Here is a 20,283-nt window from a genome sequence, read left to right on the forward strand (position 1 = left end):
ATTGAGACTGAAGCAAGTGCGAAATGTTACCTGTACTTCCTGGATACCAACTGAACGAAAAGATCTACGAAAGTACAAAAACTGTCGTATATCGAGGATGCCGATCGCGCGATCAGCATCCTGTTGCTATTAAGTTTCTCAAAGGTCAGTATCCGACATCCAGAGAACTGGCAATCTTTCGCAAGCAGTTTACCCTATCGGAGCGGCTCAATTTGCCCGGAGTCGTTCGCTCTTACTGTATCGAGAGTTATGGAACTGCTTTAGCACTGGTGCTAGAGGATTTTGGTGCAGTTTCACTCAAGCAATATTACGAACACCATGCACCGAGCTTAAGCGAGTTTCTGGCGATCGCGATCCAAGTCGCACAAATTCTCGCTCAACTGCATCAACACAACATCATTCATAAAGATATTAAACCGGCAAATCTACTAATCAATCCAGAAACCAAACAAGTTAAAATTACTGACTTTAGCATTGCAACAGTTCTGCAAGCAGAAACCCAGTCTCTAATCAATCCAGCTCGCCTAGAAGGAACACTAGCTTATCTATCTCCAGAGCAAACCGGGCGAATGAATCGAGAAATCGACTATCGCACTGATTTCTATTCGCTTGGAGTCACGTTCTATCAACTTCTAACACAGCGTCTACCTTTTGAGTCGCATGATCCGTTAGAACTGGTCTATTGTCACTTAGCAAGACAGCCAATCTCACCCACTGAGCTAAATTTTGACGTGCCAGAAATGCTGTCTGCGATCGTGCTGAAGCTAATGGCAAAAACCGCAGAAGATCGATATCAAAGCGCGATTGGTCTGAAACATGATTTAGAACGCTGTCAGCAACAGTACGAACAAGACGGGAAAATCGAAGCATTTGTGTTGGCGCAGCAGGATTTATGCGATCGATTTCAGATTCCTGCAAAGCTTTATGGACGCAACCGAGAAGTTAAAACGCTGCTTGAAGCCTTCGATCGCGTTGCAGTGCCACAGAGGGCAAGCGGTGAGTTCTTGCTGGTCACGGGATATTCCGGCATTGGTAAATCTTCGCTAGTACAGGAAGTGTACAAGCCGATCGTGCAGCGGCGCGGCTATTTTATCTCCGGCAAGTTCGATCAGTTGCAGCGCAACATTCCGTATTCTGCAATCGTGGTCGCATTCCAATCGCTGATGCGGCAACTGCTCAGCGAACCTGAAACAGAATTACAGCGCTGGCGCGAACAGCTACTTGCTGCATTAGGAACACAGGCGCAAGTGATCATCGACGTGATTCCAGAACTTGAATGGATAATTGATGCTCAGCCTGCAGTTGCCGTTCTCCCGCCGACTGAAGCCCAAAATCGCTTCGATCGTCTATTTCAAAACTTTATTCAGGTCTTTTGCCAGCCTGCCCATCCGTTTGTGATTTTCCTTGACGATCTTCAGTGGGCAGACTCCGCAACTCTGCGACTGATCAGGCTAATGCTCACCAACGAGCAAACGCAGCATCTCTTTTTAATCGGAGCATACCGAGACAATGAGGTAGATGCTGCTCATCCGCTGATGATGTTGTGTACAGAACTGCAATCGGCAAACGTGAACCTCCAGTCGATCGTGCTCACTCCCCTAAACACAGAGCAGGTTGCTGAGTTGATCTCTGATACCATGCAGTGCTCGATCGATGCGGTGCAATCGCTCACTGAGTTAGTGATGCAGAAGACCGAGGGCAATCCATTTTTTATCAATGAATTACTCAAAACACTGCATCAAGAAAAGCTGCTTTCGTTTGATGTTGATCGTAGAAGTTGGCACTGGGAGATCGAGCAAATTCAGGCGATCGACTTTACCGATAACATTGTTGAATTATTAATCCGTAAGCTCAAAAAGCTACCGAATGACACTCAGCAAGTTCTTCAGCTTGCAGCCTGCATCGGTAATCAATTTGACCTGAAAACGCTTGCACTGATTCACCCAAGCTCTGAAGTAGAGCTAACTCAATTGCTGAGTCATGCAGTCGATTTTGGCATGATTGCTCCCACCTCTGCGTCTGAAATTGACCCTGCAACAACTCATCTAACCTACTTAAACTATCGGTTCTTGCACGATCGCATTCAGCAAGCGGCTTACGCTCTGATTAGCAACCCGCAAAAACAATCGGTTCATCTGCAAATTGGGCGATTGTTGTACGAAAAATCGCCTGTTGAGCGACGCAATGATCTGATTTTTGAATTAACAGAGCATTTCAACATTGGACAAGCTTTAATTACGGCTCCGCAAGAACGGCTTGAACTTGCAAACCTAAATCTACAAGCTGGGTACAAAGCAAAGCAGGCAACTGCTTACAGTGCAGCACAACAATACTTCACAAGCGCCAGAACCATCTTAGGTGATGCTTGGTCGGAGCAGTATGAGTTAATGCTGAGCTTGCATAGGGAGCAGGCGGAAGTTGAGTATCTATTAGGCAACTTTGAGGCAGCGCAAGATCTCATCGATCGTAGTCTGATCCATGTCAAATCTGCACTAGAGCAAGCAGAACTGTACAAACTTTTGATTGTTGTCTACACGCTGAAAACCCAGTATCAAGCTGCGATCGTCGCTGGGCAGAAGGCACTCGATCTCCTAGACATCGCATTTCCAGAAACTGATCTAGAAGCCGTTCTAGAAGTAGAGCTTGCCCAAGCAAAGCTACTCCTGAGTGGTAGAAGGATTTCTGAGATTCTCAACGGCAAAGAGATTAGCGTTCCAGAGCAAAAAACTGCCGCAAAGCTACTGGTTGCGCTTGGTGCGCCCACGTATTTCTCGAATCATGTCCTCTGGATGATTGTCGTGATGAAGCTGGTCAATCTCTCATTGAAGTATGGGCAGCTTCCAGAATCGACCTATGGGTATTCAGAGTATGGCTTAATTCTTGGAGCAATGCTGGGAGAATATCAATCGGGCTATGAATTTGGGCAGCTCAGCTTAAACCTCGCCGAGCGCTTCAAGGATCAAGCCGAGAAGTGCAAAGTCTGTGTTGTGATTGGTGGATCAGTGAACCATTGGGTGCGCCCTTTGAAAGAAGATGCAGTCATATTCATGAAAGGCTATCAAGCAGGACTGGAATCCGGAGAACTTCAATTTGCGGGCTATAACATTGCTCATCAGATGGTCAATTGTTTTTATCAAGGGATTGATTTAGAGAGCTTGAGCCTAAAGCTTCCTGACTATCATAAGTTTGTACAGCAGACGCAAAATCAGCTAGCTCAAGAGATGTTATCTGCTTGTCAGCTTACCATCCAGACGCTTCAGGGAAACTTGTCGGCTCTAAAGGAGAACCAGTTCTTAGAAGACTGTCGATCGCACTCCAGTTTCTCAGCCATCTGCTTTTATCAAATCTTCAAAGCACAAGTTCTCTACCTGTTCGATCGTCCAAGTGAGGCTTTAGACTGTATTCAAGCTGCGAAACCCTTGCTGCAATACATTCCAGGCTGCATCTCACTGGCTGCTTTTAATTTCTATCATTCCTTAATCTTATCTGCTCTATATCCCAAATCCGACTCCAGCACGCAAAAACAACTCTGGCAAGAACTATCGAACAATCAGCAGCAGATGAAAGTCTGGGCAGAGCATTGCCCTGAAAACTTCCTGCATCAGTATCAACTCATCGAAGCAGAAATCGCACGGCTCTCCGGCGATCGCAGCGGCGCGATCACTCTCTACGATCAAGCGCTCGCCCAAGCTACTCTCAGCGAATTCACACCCAATATCGCTTTAATCAATGAGCAAGCTGCCAAGTTTTGGATTGCAGATGGCAAAGAAAAGATTGCTCAAGCATTCTTGCTCGAAGCCTACTATCTTTATCGAGCTTGGGGAGCGACCGAGAAGCTTGTACAGTTAGAGCGCAACTATCCGCAACTCTCAAAATTCATCTACACCACTGATGCTACCCCTACCGAGCAGACCTTCTCGGCTTCCCATCTCTCTTCAAGCAGTACCGACACCTCCCAGCTTCTTGATCTCGCGACGATTCTAAAAGCTTCCGAGGTGATTTCACAAGCAATTCAGCTTGATAAACTGCTCGAAACGCTGATTCGAGTGGTGATGGAGAATGCAGGAGCGCAAATCGGAGTAATTTTGCTGCGAGATGAAGATCGCTTCGCAGATCAAGAACAGACTCGTTGGCGCGTTGTAGCGCAAGGCATCAGCGATCGCTCTGGAATTACGCTGATCCGATCGCTGCCAATCTTGCTAGAGGAAGCCGTTCCGGTTCCGCTCATTCACTATGTTGCTCGCACCCAAGAAAAGCAGTTAATTCACGATGCGACAAACGATGTAACGTTTGCAACGGATGCCTACATCCTCAAGCACCGGCCCAAATCAATTTTGTGTTTTCCTGTGCAGTATCAAAATCAGTTAATTGGCATCTTTTACCTGGAGCATCGCCAGTTAACTCATGCGTTCACGCGCGATCGCTGGAAAGTCCTATCGTTGTTGTCTACTCAAATGGCCATTGCCATTTCTAACGCCACCTTATACCAAAATCTGCAAATTGCTGAAGCACGAGAGCGCGATCGTGCGTCGCAACTCGAACAGTCCTTGATCCAACTTCAGCAGACTCAAACTCAACTCATCCAAACGGAAAAAATCTCTAGCTTGGGACAACTGGTCGCGGGAGTTGCTCATGAGGTCAATAATCCAGTTGGCTTTATCTCCGGCAATCTCAAATATGCCACTCAGTATGTCGATGAGCTGATCGGGCTAGTTCGCAAATATCAGGAAATTTACCCGAATTCTCACGCTGAGATCGCGGAGTTGATCGATCAGATGGATTTAGAATTTGTCGCCGAAGATCTGCCCAAGATGATTGATTCAATGAAGCTGGGAATTGAGCGAATTCGGGACATTATGCACTCACTCCGCAGCTATTCGCGCAGCGATAGCACCGAGAAACAGCCTGCGGATTTACACAAAGGATTAGATTCAACGCTGATGATTCTGTCGCATCGTCTGAAAGCGAGTTCCGATCGTCCCGCGATCCAAATCATCAAACAGTATGAACCCCTTCCCGAAGTACGCTGCTTTGCGGCTCAACTCAACCAAGTCTTTATGAATCTGCTGGCAAACGCGATCGATGCTTTGGAAGACTCCAGCCAAGGGAAGCAATATGCAGAGATTGAAAAAGCTCCGAATACGATTACGATCGCAACTCACATAGAAGAAAACAACGCCATCATTCGGATTTCAGACAATGGTGCAGGAATGTCGCCAGAAGTGCAGCGACATCTGTTTGAAGCCTTTTTCACCACCAAACCAGAAGGCAAAGGAACCGGATTAGGTCTTTCAATTTGTTATCAAATTGTGGTGGAAAAGCATGGTGGTTCATTGACCTTTAACTCGCAACTCGACAAAGGCACGGAGTTCAAAATCTCAATTCCGATAGCATTAAGCTAAAAACTGCACGAAAAAATGGGACAGATTTCTCCATCCCATTGCACTACCGATTCACGAATTTACTTTGCCTGATTGCGCTGTTGTCGTGCCAAATCTAGCAGCCCTCCCCAACGTTTTTGCAGTTGCTTTGAAGTACATTTGAGCATTGCAGTAATTTCTTGATCACTCGCTCCCGATCGCTTTAATTGCAGCAAGTGCTGTTCTTCATCAGACAGTCCATTGAGAAATGTCTCCCACTGATTCGGAGGCAATCCCAGATTCTGATCGAGATCGGCTCCTAACCACTCATGTACCAGTTTCCAATTGCCAGAGGTAGTGAACTTTTCAACATGGTACTTAAAACGCTGCTGGAGATAGTCCCGTTTGCGTGGAGTTAACCCTAACAGTTCATCAATCTCTGGAACTGACAGATCTTGCAGCTTCAGTGTCAGATAGTCTACACAGTCCTTTTGTCCCTGAGATTCGAGATAGCGCATCAGTTCAACGACCACACGATCGCGCAATGCCGATTCCGATAGATCAACCTTTTCTGAAACCATCTGCTCACGAATCATTTGGATCACACCAGAGCGTCCATATGCTTCGACTTCATCTGATTTTGCAGTCTCCATCGCAGTTTCGATATCAACGGCAATTTCTTGCGGTTGACGGCTTGCAAATCGCTGGGCGCGTAGAATGATTAATTGTTGATTTTGTTTCGCCGGTAAGGTAATGCGCCGTTTCGCGTACTGCTCTGTAAATGCCATATATTCTGCAAGTTCTAAGCGGGTGCGCGGCTGATAGTTTTCTGGTAGTTCGTTTTCACGACGGCAGGCTCTCAGTGCTTCGGTGTAAAAGCCTTGAAGAAAGTCTTCAATTAAGGTGTAGCGGGCTTGAAAAGTCAATTGTAAATGAGCAGGCGCGATCGGGCGGTAAACCATCGTGCTGAGATTACTATGCAGTTCGACCCGACCCCGTTGAGAACCAAGCTGATAAAACCGCACACATTTTTGAATGCGGTAGCGTCCGAGCGTCAGTTGCCAAGAATTAACCTGTCCAGAAGCTTGAATCCGATCGCTCTTGCTGCAAATGCGATCCACTTCGGTCGCGATGCGATAGGCGATTTGTGCGATCGTCGCGCCGGAAAGCTTTAGCTCAGTTTCAAGCTCTGTTTTAAGTTGCTCGGCAAGTTGATCGATGCGATCGTTCTGAGGAGTTTCATTTGGGAGGGGAGTCAGCCGGGCAGCATCAGCTTGAGGCGCTTGGGTGAACTTTGCTTTCATGAAATTGGTTTCGGTAGATACATTAGTGGCTACACGCCGTACTTATACCGCTTCGGGAAAAACAAGCGAAGCATGTGTCAGTTTTTGGAGTGGTTCGCGAATAAGACAGGAACGAGAGTTTTGTCCCTTCTGAGTGGAGCAAAGTTCCAATGATTTGTAATTCAATACGAAGCGCTTTGGACTGCCTTTGGACTGCTTTTGGATTGTAATCAGTGTACCCCCTAGCAGGGTAACACTGATTACATCGATTTGAGTGTCGATCGTGCGTGGAGTCCTCCGTTTGAGCAAACTATCGCTAAACTTAAAATCGTAGAAGCGAAAATAGACCATGCTGAGCCAATTCTCCACAGATACGGAAAATGGATACAAATCATTCGAGCTACCGGGCGCACGTCCTCACTACAATCCCGATCGTCCGGGTCAAGTAGAGCATATTTTTCTCGATCTAGTTCTCAATATTCCAAATCAAAGCTACCAGGGAACCTGCACGATTCGGCTCAATCCGATTCGCAATGGTATCGATCGCTTAACCTTAGATGCAGTGAATCTAAACATTGCATCGGTCAAAATTAATGATGTGCCCCAGCCGTTTGACTACGATGGCGAACAGCTACAAATTCACATCAAGCAACCCACAAAGAGCGGTGAAAAGATTGAGTTAGCGATCGCCTATCACGTTGAGAAACCGCAGCGAGGCATCTATTTCATCGCGCCGACTCCAGACTATCCCAATAAACCAACCCAAGTCTGGACGCAGGGCGAAGATGAAGATTCGCGCTTCTGGTTTCCCTGCTTTGACTATCCTGGACAGTTAGCGACTTCAGAAATTCGAGTCGAGATTCCGAAGCCGTTGATTGCTGTATCAAATGGTGAATTGATCGCCACAGAAGATCGCGGCGATACGCAGATTTATCACTGGCATCAAAAAGAAATTCATCCGACTTATCTAATGACGTTGGCGATCGGAGACTTTGCCGAACTGCGCGATCAATGGCACGGTAAAGCTGTAACGTACTATGTGGAGAAAGGGCGAGAAGATCAAGCCCGTCTCAGTATGGGAAAAACGCCCCGGATGATCGAGTTCTACAGTCAGAAATATGGCTATCCGTATGCGTTTCCGAAATATGCTCAGGTCTGCGTCGATGATTTTATCTTCGGCGGCATGGAAAATACTTCAACCACACTATTAACCGATCGCTGTTTGCTCGACGAACGAGCCGCGATCGACAATCGCAACACTGAATCCCTAGTTGCTCATGAACTCGCGCATCAATGGTTCGGTGATTTGGTGGTGATCAAGCATTGGTCACACGCTTGGGTGAAAGAAGGCATGGCTTCTTATGCAGAAGTGATGTGGACAGAGGAAGAGTACGGACGAGAAGAAGCGCTGTATTACTTGCTCGGTCAAGCACGACAGTATCTTGATGAGGATGCTTCCCGCTATCGTCGATCGCTCGTGACGCACGTTTACCGGGAAGCGATCGAGCTTTACGATCGTCACATCTACGAGAAAGGCTCTTGTGTTTATCACATGATGCGAGCCCAGTTAGGCGATGAGTTGTTTTATCGATCGATCGCAACTTTTCTCAATGACAATGCTCACCGCACGGTTGAAACGATTGACTTGTTACGAGCGATCGAAAAAGCCACCGGACGGAATCTCACCTTCCTGTTTGATCAATATGTCTATCGTGGTGGACATCCCGATTTCAAGATTGGCTATAGTTGGGATTCAGATAGTAACCTTGCAAAGATTACCGTTACCCAATCACAATCAGAATTGTTTGATCTGAGAATTCCGATCGGCATTAGCCTCGTGAATGAGGGCAGGGTTGATCAAAAAACTTTTACAGTTCGGGTTCACGAGAAGGAACAAAGCTTCTACTTCCCGCTAGAGAAGAAACCCGATTTCATTAGCTTTGATGTCGATAACTATCACCTCAAAACGGTTGAGCTAGAGTATCCACTCCCCGAACTCAAAGCCCAATTACAGTCCGATCCTGATCCAGTCTCACGCATCTATGCAGCGCAGGCGATCGCCAAAAAAGGTGGGCTCGAAGCAGTAAAAGCCTTATCCGACTCGTTGAAGAACGATCGCTTCTGGGGAGTCCGCGCCGAAGTTGCCGAAAATCTTGCTACGATCAAACTCGATCAAGCCGTTGAAGCCGTCATCGCAGGATTAAATGATTCAGATGCGCGAGTGAGACGAGCGATCGTCGGAAGTCTCGCGCAGATTGCGACACCGGAAAGCTATGCCGCATTAGGCGCGATCGTCGAAGCCGGCGATGCCAGCTATTATGTCGAAGCGACTGCGCTGCGAAGCTTTGGAAAAGTTGCCGCATCAGGACTCAGCAACGCATCCGAAGAACAAACCCTAAAACTGATCGATTCGGTTCTCAAACAGCGACAAGGCTGGAACGAAGTCGTCAGAGCAGGCGCGATCGGGGCTTTGAGCCAGCTTAAGACCTCAGAAGCCGCACTGAACTTAATTCTGGAGTACACACAGCCCGGAGTGCCACAACCGCTCCGTCTTGCAGCCATTCGCGCGCTTGGCACAATCTCCACCGGACAAGACAACATCAACTTAGAGCGGATTCTAGAACGGCTGAAAGCACTTTCCCGCGAAACGTTCTTCCTCACTCAAGTCGCTGTCGCCGTCGCATTAGGACAAATGGAAACGACCAAAGCGATCGGACTACTGCAATCGCTTGCTGATCAAACTCCTGATGGTCGCGTTCGTCGCATTGCCGAAGAGTCAATTCAAACCGTGCAGAAAAATGCGGGGTCTGACAAGGCAGTTAAACAACTCCGCGAGGAACTTGATCAGCTCAAAAAAGAAAATCAAGACCTCAAGAGCCGTCTCGAAAATTTGGAGGCAAAAGCAAAAGGTTAATCAAACATCACAGCTCCTGCATCTCTAAGCAGGAGCTGTGAACCTCACTGATTGATATTGAGCCGAATATTCATAATTCGGTAGGCATCTACTTGTTTAGATTCCAGATTGACATTAAACGCCAAACTTCCGTCTGCGTTTGCTTGAAGCACAAGACCGTTCACGATCGACTGAATATCCGCCCGCACTCTTGGATCATTCAGAGTCGGATTTTGCTTCAGCGTTGGGCTATCCTCTCGCACATCTGCTGCGACAACCTGGCCGTCTGAATTGATGACAAGACCCAACCGTAAATCTAGAGCATTGACCGGAAGCTTGCTTGGAAATTCCACTTTAATTTCAGGTAGAGCCGCCGATTTTAGTGCAACGGTACCTCTTGCATATTGTTCAGGTCGATAAGTATCTTCCTGAAGTGTTCCATAGACTTCACCTCGAACGCCCGTCGCGATCGATAATGACTCTCCAGATCCCGATGGCGGCGTTGGATTTCCCATTGCTGCATCTCCTGGATTTTCCGGTTTAGTGGTGTCAGGAGATTGGGATGAAGGAGGGGACGCAGAAGGGGACGACGTTCCTGGAGATGGAGCGGAAGACTGAGAATTACCACTGCCTGAATTTGTCGTCGGGTTCGGGTTGGTCGTTGATCGAGGTGAATCCGTCGAATTCTGCCTAGAAGTCGATCTCTCGGCTGGAGATTGTCCAGGCTGTAAGGATTCCACCGCTCTCCGCGTTCGACTCGGCGCTCCGGCTGACGAATTCAGCGGGGCAGGGCTAGGAGCAAGTGGATCGCGCGATCGCTCAGGTGCAGACTGACGGGCGAGACTCTGAATTGAGTTTGGTGGTTGGGCTGGCTCCGCCGGCAAAGTTTGAGGCGGCGCTGCTTTTGCTTGTGTTTGGGGTTGTGGGCTTGAAGGCACAGTTCGTTGCGGCTGCTTGAGCGGCGGCGCATTCGGATCAATTTCCACAAAATCTAAGGGAGCCTGAGCCATTCCAGCCGGAGGGCTTGCCGTTTGAGAAAAATACCAGCGCCCAATCAAAATTGCTGCAAGATGCACCACAAGCGATCCAGCTAAGAAAGACAGCCAGAGTACCGGAGAATCTTGCGCTTTCGATCGAGCCGTTAAACCAGAAAATCCCATGCCCAACTCTCACCCACACGGAAAGCAATCGAAACCACGTTCCTATCCTAGCTCTCTCGTCTACGATCGCCGCGATTTAGTTCCTGCCCTTGTTAATGGCGCATCGGGATCTGATTCGGATAGGGACTAATTGAAAAAGTAAGAACGGTTTCATCTACTCCCTTAAGCTTCAGCGGGCTTTCCTTAGTAATGTTGTCTTCATCGACATAGTCCGCAACCGCCGCAGAAATCAGGATCGACCCCGGAGCTGCCGCCTCTTGCAAACGGGCTGCAATATTCACGCTGGGCCCAATTGCCGTGTAATCCGCTCGTTCTTCACCCCCAAACATTCCCACCACTGCCGTTCCTTGATGAATGCCGCAGCGGAAACGGACGCGATCGATGCCTTGAGTTTCCCAGTGGGCATTGAGTTGATCGAGCGTCCGATACATTTGGCGAGCAGTCGCGATCGCTCGGCGAACTTGTTCATTTGGAGTCAGCTCTTCCGGCGCGCCAAAGATTGCCAGAATTGCATCGCCCATAAATTTATCAACCGTGCCGCCATTATCAAACACGCAGCTCGTCATCGCGGTCAGATATTCATTCAAAAGTTCAGCCACTCGCCGCGATCGCAGGGTATTAGAAAGCTGGGTAAATCCGACAATATCGCTGAACAACACCGTAATCATCCGGGGTTCAGGACGAAGATCAAGGGTGAGATCACCTTGAGCAGCCCGTTTCACCAGCGTTGGCGGCAAGAATCGGCTTAAAACCGACTCAGTTAGATAAGTGTTAATGCGAGAAATCCGCTGCTCGTTCTCTTTCAGCGCAAGGAGGTTTCGGACTTCAGCCAGCAACTCTCGATCGTTAAATGGCTTCGCTAAATAAGCGTCTGCTCCCCGCTCTACCCCTTGAATTCGCGTGTCTTCGTCGGCTTTAGCAGTCAGAAGAATGATCGGTGTGCCTTTGAGAGCGTCTTGCGATCGAATCATGCGAATCATATCGAGACCCGACACAATCGGCATCATCAGATCGGTCACAATTAAAGACGGATGATGCGTTCTCGCTTGCTCAAACCCTTCTGCACCATTGCGGGCAGCCCAAACTTGGTAGCCCTGTTTCCTCAGTACGCCAGAAACATAGGAGCGAAGATCCGGATTATCATCCACAACCAGAATGGTGGGTTGATGCTCATGCACGGATGGCACGATGATGTGCGGTTCAAGGTCGCAATCGTCTTGCAGTTCAACGTCTAAATCAGCAAGTTCGATCGCGGCTCGGCTCGTCTGCACATCAGACTGGGCATCAACGACCTGATCGGGCGGCAGATGATCGGCTCCCAATTTCAACTCGATCGTGAAGGTGGTTCCCTGCTCATACGCTGATTCTACGTTGATTTCTCCGTTGTGAAGTTCCACTAGTTCTTTTACCAGTGCAAGTCCCAGTCCTGTTCCTTCAAAGCTGCGATTTTCAGATCCCTCCGCCTGACGGAACCGCTCAAACAAGTGCGGCAGTTGATCCTCGCGAATCCCAATTCCCGTGTCTCGCACCCTTAAGCAGCAGTGATCCTCGATCGCCTCTAAAGCGACGGTGATGCTCTCTCCTGTGGGAGTAAACTTCATTGCATTCGAGAGCAAGTTGTACAGCACCTTGTCAAATTTTTCGAGGTCTAGATAAACCTGCGAACAAGGCTCTAACTGCGTCACCAGATGCAGTCCTTTTTTCTCACAGTACGGACGGAAGGTTTCAACAATTTGTCTGACAAACTCCGCTAAGTTACAGGGTTGAAACTTGGGCTGCATTCTTCCCGCATCTAGGCGCTGAAGATCCAAGAGTTGATTGACCAACCGCAGCAGGCGACGCGAGTTGCGGAGGGCAACCGTGGATTGTTCTAGCGAAAGACCCTGACTGGATGAAACGGCGGTTTCAAGCGGGCCAAGCATCAAGGTCAAGGGAGTCCGAAGCTCGTGTGAGATATTTTGGAAAAACTCTGTTTTGGCACGATCGAGTTGCAGCAATTTCTCGGCTTGCTGACGGGTGGTTTGGTAAAGGCGAGATTGCTGTACAGCGATCGCAGCTTGGGCGGCTACCGATTGCGCGAGTTGAATTTCTGAGGCTTGCCAGTGGCGCGATCGAGAGTTCTGCCGCAGCGAAATGCTGCCGATAATTTTGCCGTCGGTAATCAACGGAACGACAAGCAGCGCCCGCGCTGGAGTGTGGAAGTCTGAGGTGTTGAATTCACTATGCTCATTTAAGTCGCTTAGAACAACGGGTTGCTGCGTCGCAATCAGTTGTTTTAAAACGGGGTTGCCCTCAATGGGGATACTCGACTGTGGGAGAAGCGCTTCGGATGGCTTTTGGTCTTGCCAACTCGAATCATGCAGTCCCACACATTGCACAAAGGCAGCATCTTCTGTCCAGAGCGATAAGGCACAGCCATCGACCTGCAATCCCTGCCCAAGCTGTTGTGTAATCGCGGCAAAGATATCTTGAGGATCAAGGCTCGATCGTATTGCGGTCGTGATCGTGTTGATTAACGCTTCTCGTTTTGCCAGAGCGCGGACTTGTTCATAGTTGTACGCCTGCGAAAGCGCAAGTGCTGCCTGATCTGCAACCGTGTGAATGAGATCAATTTCTTCGGGTTGCCAAGTGCGACTTTTGCCGCACTCGTGGAGCGCGAGAATCGCAATCAGTTCTTGCTGGCAAATCAAGGGAACCATTAGGGTCGAGTGAATTTCTGCTGCTGCATAAGCTGCTTGGCGATCGGGAACCTCTTGAATGCGATCGCACTGCTGCACGTCAGGAATCGATTCGACCTGATAGGCTTCCCAAATCGTCGGCGCTAACTCTGGCGCAGGCGTTGCAGCTTTCCAATAGGTAAACGTCTGGTCTTGAATTTCACCATCGCGAAACGGACAGACGATCGCGCCGCTAACCTCGAAGTTTTTGCCGATCGTTTCGACGATCGTTTGTAGGATTTCGTCGTAGCTGAGAGCGCTGCGGATCGTGCTGGTAATCGCGTTGAGCAGAGATTCGCGCTGGAGAGTGCGGCGCAGTTCTTCTGTACGGGTTTTCAGCAGCGTGTGAGTGTCGATCGCGCTTTTGACGACTTCGCGCAGTTCCGTATCGCTCCACGGCTTGGTCACATACTTGAAGACCTTACCGGAGTTGATCGCCTCGACGAGATCTTCAACATCGGTGTAGCCCGTCAGGATAATTCGAATGATATCGGGATACTTTGAAACGGTGAGGCTGAGAAACTCAGTCCCACTCATCATTGGCATTCGTTGATCGGAGATAATGACCGCGATATCGCCTTCTCGATCGAGGATATCTAGTGCAGTGGGGCCGTTTTCTGCCCGCAGCACCTTGAATTCCCGGTAGAAAGTCCGGTAAAGCAGGTCGAGATTATCTGGTTCATCATCGACGACGAGCAATTTTTGCTTCTGAGTGTCACGAGATTTCATGCGCCATTTGCCAACTGAGTGTGGGACGCGCCCAATCGGGGATGTCGAAGTCACATTGCCGAAACCGCATTTGGGCTAGAACACCGCTAGTCAGGAACGGACTAACGGTGTTCGCTTTAGTAAAGTTGCCCGGAATTCAACCCGTTCTAACGGTGATGCCCGGAATTCCTGTGATCTAGATCGCTGCCTCTTGCGATCTAGATCAAGAGCAGGAGAGCGATCGAGCAACATCATCCTAAAGGCGACTTATTTACGCTGCGCTGCCTATAGCGCAAATAAAAAAATATCCAGAGTTGCTACGCTAGGGGTATGATATGTTTGATGATTATTGACAAAATCTATGCGTTGTCCTGCCTGCCAAAACTTGGAAAATCGAGTGCTAGAGTCGCGATCTGCTGAGGGGGGTCAAAGTGTGCGACGGCGGCGTGAATGTCTCAAGTGCAATCATCGGTTTACGACCTATGAGCGGGTTGAGTTCGCGCCGCTCGTGGTGGTGAAGGAGAATGGCAATCGCGAGAGCTTCGATCGTGAAAAGCTGGTGCGATCGTTGACTCGAATTTGTGAGCGAACGGCAATTAGTGCATCCCAAATTGAGATGGTAGTCAGTACGATCGAAGGATTGTTGCAGCAGCGCACAAATCGAGAGATTTTAAGTCGTGAAATCAGTGAGCTTGTGTTGCGAGAGTTGCAGCCCTTAAGCGAGGCAGCTTGTATTCGCTATGCGTCTGCATATTGTGAGTTTGAGAATATTACAGAGTTTTTAGCAACTTTATCGCGGGTGAACTCAGACCTAGAGAGTTCGACGGACTCGATCGGACTTGCGGTAGCGCGATCAAGTTCTCTGAATTGAGGTTCGGCTCAGTCTAGACAGATTAGCTAGATTGGCTTATTATAATCTGCCTTGGGGGAAATTCTTTTTTTCCATTTCGATCGCAGATTTAGCTAGTGCAGTTTATGTCTCGTTCTGCCTTTTCCAGCACAATCGAGACCGTATTGAGTCAAACGGTTGTCGCTCGTCTCCTGCTTGAAGAGTGCGAATGCTTGATTGGGTCTGGATATGGGGTCGTGTTGCAGGCGATTTCGGTTGAGACACGCACTTTTGAGTTGATGCCGATGCCAGCGTTGGTTTTGCCTTTGGTTGAATCAGTAGATGAAGCAGCAATTTCGCAGGCTTTAATAGCGCTCAAAGCGCAGCGATCAATAGAAATTTGCGGCAGAGGCTTTGGAAAGGTGGCGCTACTGCGATCGTTAGCTCATCAACCTGAATTGCAACAAGCTTATCCGCATGGAATTTTATATTTAGACCAGCTTGATCCGATCGGGGATCTGCTACAGACGATTTTTGAACAGTTTTATCGAGTTCCTTCAGAGGTGAAGCCATCAAGAGCAGAGATTCGATCAGGACTGAGCGATCGCCAAGCTTTGATTCTGTTAGATCACTCAAAGTTAACCGCCACAGACTTTGAACAACTGCAGCGCTGGCTACCTCAAAGCCGATTTGCGATCGCGTCGACTGACCGAAGGCTTGCTCAAGCAGATTTGGCAATCCAGGTTCCTGAGCCAGTTGAGATCGATTTGAGCGAACGATCTGATGCAGAAATTGCTGTTCTTGAACTGTTGGCAACCGTTGGGGTTCCGCTCAGTGCGAAGCAAATTACGGCGATCGCAAATGTTTCTCACCCAAATTTAGACAGGCTGATTGATCTAAAACTGATCGGAGTGGAGCGAGGGCGCTATCGGTTACGAATTCAACACCGAAGCTCAGAAGCTTGGATGGAAAGAGTTCTGAGCTATGTTCTCGACTGGATTCGGACTCAGCCTAATGCCATTCTGCAAGAGCGGGAGTTACTGATGCTGGCAGTACAATGGGGCGCAAATCAACGGCGATCTGTAGAAGTGATTGAAATGGTGCGATCGATTGAAAGCGAGTTTGCCATTGCGAAATTGTGGGATAGCTGGTCGAAACTGCTGCGGTGTAGTTTAGCGGCAGCATGGGCATTAGGTGATGCCGCGATCGAAGCATGGGCACTTCATCAGTTAGGAACCTTGGCGTTTTGTCAGCAGGAAGTTACCTCCGGATATGATGCGCTCAGGGACGCTTTAGCAATCAGAACCGATTTAGCCGAACAAAGCACGAACTCGGAGTGCGCTGTCAGCATTGCCTTTAGCGCTCATAATCTCAATCAAATAAAAGCGCTGATTGTTCCGGTGAAGTCTAACGCTTCCCAAAGATCCTCTCAGCGCTACTGGATTATTGGAGTCACTTGCGCGATCGCGCTTAGCTTGTCATTGGGTGTAAAACTTGTAGCGGATCAGCGATCTCCGAACCACAAACCCTGTTCCAGCCCGTCTCAAAAGGTTTGTCTGCTATTGACCCGGTTTTCCTAGCTCGATCGCTTTTTTCATCAAGTCATCATCTACATTTCCGGTTGCGCCGGAACTCTGCGTGATATCCTTCGCCATGTCGCGGTACAGGTCTGGATCGCCTGTTGGCTCTGAACTCAGCGCGTCGGGTTCAAGTTGGGTTTCGTCCGCCGAATGCACTTCAAATTGGGAGGCTGTTGCTGCTTCTGCGGCTTTTTCGCCTTCACCGGTTTGATCAATGCTGCTGGTGCTGAATTCTTGAGCGGCTTCGTAGTCAGCAGATACATCGACTTGAGGCGCAGGACGATCGCCTGCTGCGATCGATTCAGCCACCTGTTGAGCGTCCTGAGATTGAGTATTAATTTCAGACATAATAAATTCTCCTATCTTGCGTTTGCAATGTTGCTACGCTATTAAATTTCAAACTTTCCTGACACGCCCAAAAGATAGATCTGGTCGTTCATCAGAGGTTAGAGTGTGAAGTCGCTCTTGAGGAGGGCGATTTTAGATGGTAAAGCTTGATACGTCTTGAGTGATGTTATTTATGGAAAAAGTTTTATGCCTCAATCCGCAAGTCAAAACGTCGATCCGTCCGAGTATTTAGATCAGGACATTCAGGGCACGATCGCAGATTTTAACCAGTTGGGAGCCGATGATAAACTGGCGCTGCTGTACTACGTTTATGAAAAAATGGGCGACTCGGTTACGCCTGCGGCTCCAAGAGCAGCAGAACCTGAACTAGCGCCGCTTCTGTTGGGTGACGATTTTCTGAATCTATCGCATCAGGATCAGCTTCAAGTGATGCGCGATGTCGTGAATCGGGCGGATACAGAGTATTCTCGCGCTTATGGTGCGCTGAAGGAAAACAATCAGCTTCTAGTTTGGTTTGCGTGGGCAGTGGCAATGGGTGAAGCGGTTGTAGATATGCCTGCGGATTATCAAGCTTCAGAAGCGATTAGTAATTTGTTGAAGCGGTTAGAAGGGCTTGAGTTTGAGCAGCAAATTTCGCTGCTGCGGGAGTTGGCAAGCGAGATGGGATACACAGAGGTTGAACCGATTCCTTCTCAAGCAGAGACTGGAAAAACGGCAAGTTTGTAGGATCTGAAGTAAAGAAAGAGTTTCGGGTTGCCCTTCTCCCCAGCCCTTCTCCCTGGGGAGAAGGGAGCCAGAGACCTCTTGTTCCCTCTCCCTGGGGGAGAGGGTTAGGGTGAGGGCAAATCCAAAATTTACGCTTAATTTCAGCAACGCCCTTCTATTCAGCCGCAACTCCAAAGATTTGATCGAACACTTTTTCAACCTTATAGCCAGAATCGATCGATTCCATTGGGTCTTTCCGTAGACGGTGACGCAGACAAAGCGGCGCAATCCGACGAATTTCATCGACGGTTACTTCAGTCCGACCTTCTAGAGCCGCTAAGGCTTTTGCTGCCCGGTTGGTCACAATGTCGCCACGCAATCCATCGACATCGAGCTCAGCGCACATTTGCGAGATTTTCACGCGCAGATCGTAGTCGATCGCGATTGCCTTCAAGCGCTCTTGTGCTTCGACGATCTGACGCTGCAAATCGGTTTGTTGGGGCTGATATTTTTCTAGAAACGGAACTGGATCTTGATCGAATTCGGTACGCTGTTCAACAATTTGCACCCGCAGAACTGGCTCTTTTACCGTGCGGATTTCAGCGTGCATTCCGAAGCGATCGAGCAATTGCGGACGCAGTTCACCTTCTTCCGGGTTGCCCGATCCGACGAGAACAAAGCGAGCCGGATGTCGGATCGAAATGCCTTCGCGTTCAACCGTGTTCCAGCCAGAAGCAGCGGAGTCGAGCAGTACATCGACGAGGTGATCATCGAGCAGGTTGACTTCATCGACATAGAGAATGCCGCGATTTGCTTTTGCCAACAGTCCCGGTTCAAAGGCTTTCACCCCTTCGGACAGTGCCTTTTCAATGTCGATCGTGCCGCAGACGCGATCTTCAGTCGCACCCAGAGGCAAATCGACCATCATTACTTTTTTCTTAACGACAGGCACATCGATGCCTTGATCGATCGATTGCCGTACCACATCACCCATCAATTCGGGATCAGTGGGATGACTATTAAACGGATCATCGGCAACGACATCAATTTCTGGCAGTAAATCTGCTAAAGCTCGAATCGTGGTGGATTTTCCGGTGCCGCGATCGCCCATAATCATCACCCCGCCGATCTTAGGATCGATGATGTTGAGCAACAGCGCTAATTTCATTTCTTCTTGTCCAACGATCGCCGTAAAAGGAAACACAGCACGCCGCCGAGCGGAAGTAGCAGTCGATCGTCCGTTTTGTGATGTCGGTTGTGTCGTAAAGGTCACGGGATGTCCTGAAAGAGTAAAGCAGTTTTAATTCGCGTTTTCTATTGTGACACGAAGCGGGAGTGGGAGAATAGAGAAGCTGAATTAGAAGGTAAGCCGATGGCAGGTCGCATTCCAGTCGTGGTGAATGGTGCAACGGGCAAAATGGGTCGGGAAATTGTCAAAGCGGTGTCGCAGTCGCCGGATATGACGTTAATTGGGGCGCTGGCAAAAAACCCGAAGTATGTCGGTGAAGATATTGGAGAAATCGTCGGCTGTGGGGCGCTCGAAGTGCCTGTGACGAATGAGTATGAGTCAATGATGGCGATGTTGGCACAGGAGAAAGAGTTGGGCGTTGTGGTGGATGTAACGCACCCGGATGCAGTTTACAACAATGTGCGATCGGCGATCGCTTACGGAGTTCGTCCAGTGGTCGGCACAACCGGATTAAGCGCAGGTCAGATTCAGGATTTAGCCGAGTTTGCCGATAAAGCGAGTACCGGATGTTTAATTGTTCCGAACTTTTCGATCGGCGTTGTGTTGATGCAGCAAGCCGCGATTCAAGCTTCGCAATACTTCGATCACGTCGAAATTATTGAACTGCATCACAATCAGAAAGCCGATGCACCGAGCGGAACCGCAGTCCAAACCGCGCAAATGTTAGCGGAACTTGGCAAGACTTATAACGAAGCGATCGTCTCTGAAACCGAAAAAATTGCAGGAGCAAGAGGAGCACAAGCCGATGAGGGAATTCGGATTCATAGCGTTCGATTGCCCGGATTAGTTGCACATCAGGAAATTATTTTTGGGGCACAGGGACAAATTTATACGCTGCGGCATGATGCGACTGATCGCACTTGTTATATGCCGGGAGTGCTGCTCTCGATTCGCAAAGTGATCCCTCTGAAATCCTTGGTGTATGGGCTGGAGAAGATTCTTTAATCTATTTCTTCTCGACTAAGCGATCGATCTTTTGCCATTGGTTTGCGATCGCTTCTGCTCCTCTTTGGTTCTCTGGATGGCGCGTGTACCAATATGCCCAAGCAATCAACACGGGTTGAAACGGCAATCTCAGCCAGTAAAACAAAGGACTATGCGGAACGTTGTTTAATGTGATTTCACTGTGCAATGCGAGATAGATGTTGGCAGGAAAGACTGCAATAAACAAAGAAATCAGTCCCCATGCTGCTGCAACACTCAAGTAAGGAATACACAATCCAATGCCACCCAAAATCTCAAAGACTCCACTTACATAGACCGAAGTGAACGCTGGAAAGATAGGCGGTACGATTTTGGCGTACTCTTGGGGTGCAAGAAAGTGAGTGATTCCAACAATAATCAGAGCAACGGCAAAAATACCGCGTAATAGTTCTTTGTGCTTAAGAGGATTCATCGGTCGATCAGATTAACAATACTTCTGAATCTACTGTTTTGCCCGATCACCGAAC

Annotated in this window: 12 protein-coding genes; 6 read left to right on the forward strand and 6 right to left on the reverse strand. The window is 48.7% G+C overall.

Going from position 1 to position 20,283, the window contains the following annotated elements:
* Positions 1–23 precede the first annotated feature (23 nt).
* A complete protein-coding gene (locus tag NC981_RS03365) occupies positions 24–5,402 on the forward strand; it encodes an ATP-binding sensor histidine kinase (RefSeq protein ID WP_348241527.1) in 5,379 nt (1,792 codons plus the stop codon).
* A 59-nt stretch (positions 5,403–5,461) separates the two neighbouring features.
* On the opposite strand, the gene NC981_RS03370 is transcribed toward NC981_RS03365, so the two are convergent.
* A complete protein-coding gene (locus NC981_RS03370; RefSeq protein WP_348241528.1) occupies positions 5,462–6,664 on the reverse strand; it encodes a hypothetical protein in 1,203 nt (400 codons plus the stop codon).
* Positions 6,665–6,992: 328 nt separating this feature from the next.
* On the opposite strand from NC981_RS03370, the gene NC981_RS03375 reads away from it, so the two are divergent.
* Positions 6,993–9,557 (forward strand): M1 family metallopeptidase, encoded by a 2,565-nt coding sequence (locus tag NC981_RS03375; protein WP_348241529.1) that lies wholly within the window; start codon positions 6,993–6,995, stop codon positions 9,555–9,557.
* A 44-nt stretch (positions 9,558–9,601) separates the two neighbouring features.
* On the opposite strand, the gene NC981_RS03380 is transcribed toward NC981_RS03375, so the two are convergent.
* Complete coding sequence (locus NC981_RS03380; protein ID WP_348241530.1) at positions 9,602–10,696, reverse strand: hypothetical protein; 1,095 nt, start codon at positions 10,694–10,696, stop codon at positions 9,602–9,604.
* Between the two features lie 92 nt (positions 10,697–10,788).
* A complete protein-coding gene (locus NC981_RS03385; RefSeq protein WP_348241531.1) occupies positions 10,789–14,142 on the reverse strand; it encodes a response regulator in 3,354 nt (1,117 codons plus the stop codon).
* A gap of 340 nt (positions 14,143–14,482) precedes the next feature.
* Between NC981_RS03385 and nrdR the strand changes: the two genes are divergently transcribed.
* Both nrdR and NC981_RS03395 read left to right on the forward strand, forming a co-directional pair.
* Complete coding sequence (nrdR, locus tag NC981_RS03390) at positions 14,483–14,992, forward strand: transcriptional regulator NrdR (RefSeq protein ID WP_190378735.1); 510 nt, start codon at positions 14,483–14,485, stop codon at positions 14,990–14,992.
* A 104-nt stretch (positions 14,993–15,096) separates the two neighbouring features.
* On the forward strand, positions 15,097–16,530 hold the full coding sequence (locus NC981_RS03395; RefSeq protein WP_348241532.1) for a hypothetical protein: 1,434 nt from the start codon (positions 15,097–15,099) through the stop codon (positions 16,528–16,530).
* Here the strand turns inward: NC981_RS03395 and NC981_RS03400 are convergent.
* Entirely contained in the window at positions 16,510–16,878 is a 369-nt protein-coding gene (locus NC981_RS03400) for a hypothetical protein (RefSeq protein WP_348241533.1), read from the reverse strand. The genes NC981_RS03395 and NC981_RS03400 overlap by 21 nt on opposite strands.
* 186 nt (positions 16,879–17,064) lie before the next feature.
* Here NC981_RS03400 and NC981_RS03405 point away from each other — a divergent pair, with 186 nt between their 5' ends.
* Positions 17,065–17,604, forward strand: coding sequence for an orange carotenoid protein N-terminal domain-containing protein (locus tag NC981_RS03405; RefSeq protein WP_348241534.1), 540 nt, complete (start codon positions 17,065–17,067; stop codon positions 17,602–17,604).
* Between the two features lie 154 nt (positions 17,605–17,758).
* On the opposite strand, the gene bchI is transcribed toward NC981_RS03405, so the two are convergent.
* A complete protein-coding gene (gene bchI, locus NC981_RS03410; RefSeq protein WP_190378731.1) occupies positions 17,759–18,856 on the reverse strand; it encodes a magnesium chelatase ATPase subunit I in 1,098 nt (365 codons plus the stop codon).
* Between the two features lie 99 nt (positions 18,857–18,955).
* Here bchI and dapB point away from each other — a divergent pair, with 99 nt between their 5' ends.
* Positions 18,956–19,777, forward strand: a complete 822-nt coding sequence (dapB, locus tag NC981_RS03415; protein ID WP_348241535.1) for a 4-hydroxy-tetrahydrodipicolinate reductase — start codon at positions 18,956–18,958, stop codon at positions 19,775–19,777.
* A gap of 1 nt (position 19,778) precedes the next feature.
* Here dapB and NC981_RS03420 read toward each other — a convergent pair whose 3' ends face one another.
* Complete coding sequence (locus NC981_RS03420; protein WP_348241536.1) at positions 19,779–20,228, reverse strand: hypothetical protein; 450 nt, start codon at positions 20,226–20,228, stop codon at positions 19,779–19,781.
* Positions 20,229–20,283 lie beyond the last annotated feature (55 nt).

This window comes from Leptolyngbya sp. DQ-M1 (genome assembly GCF_039962505.1).
Taxonomy (GTDB): domain Bacteria; phylum Cyanobacteriota; class Cyanobacteriia; order Leptolyngbyales; family Leptolyngbyaceae; genus Leptolyngbya.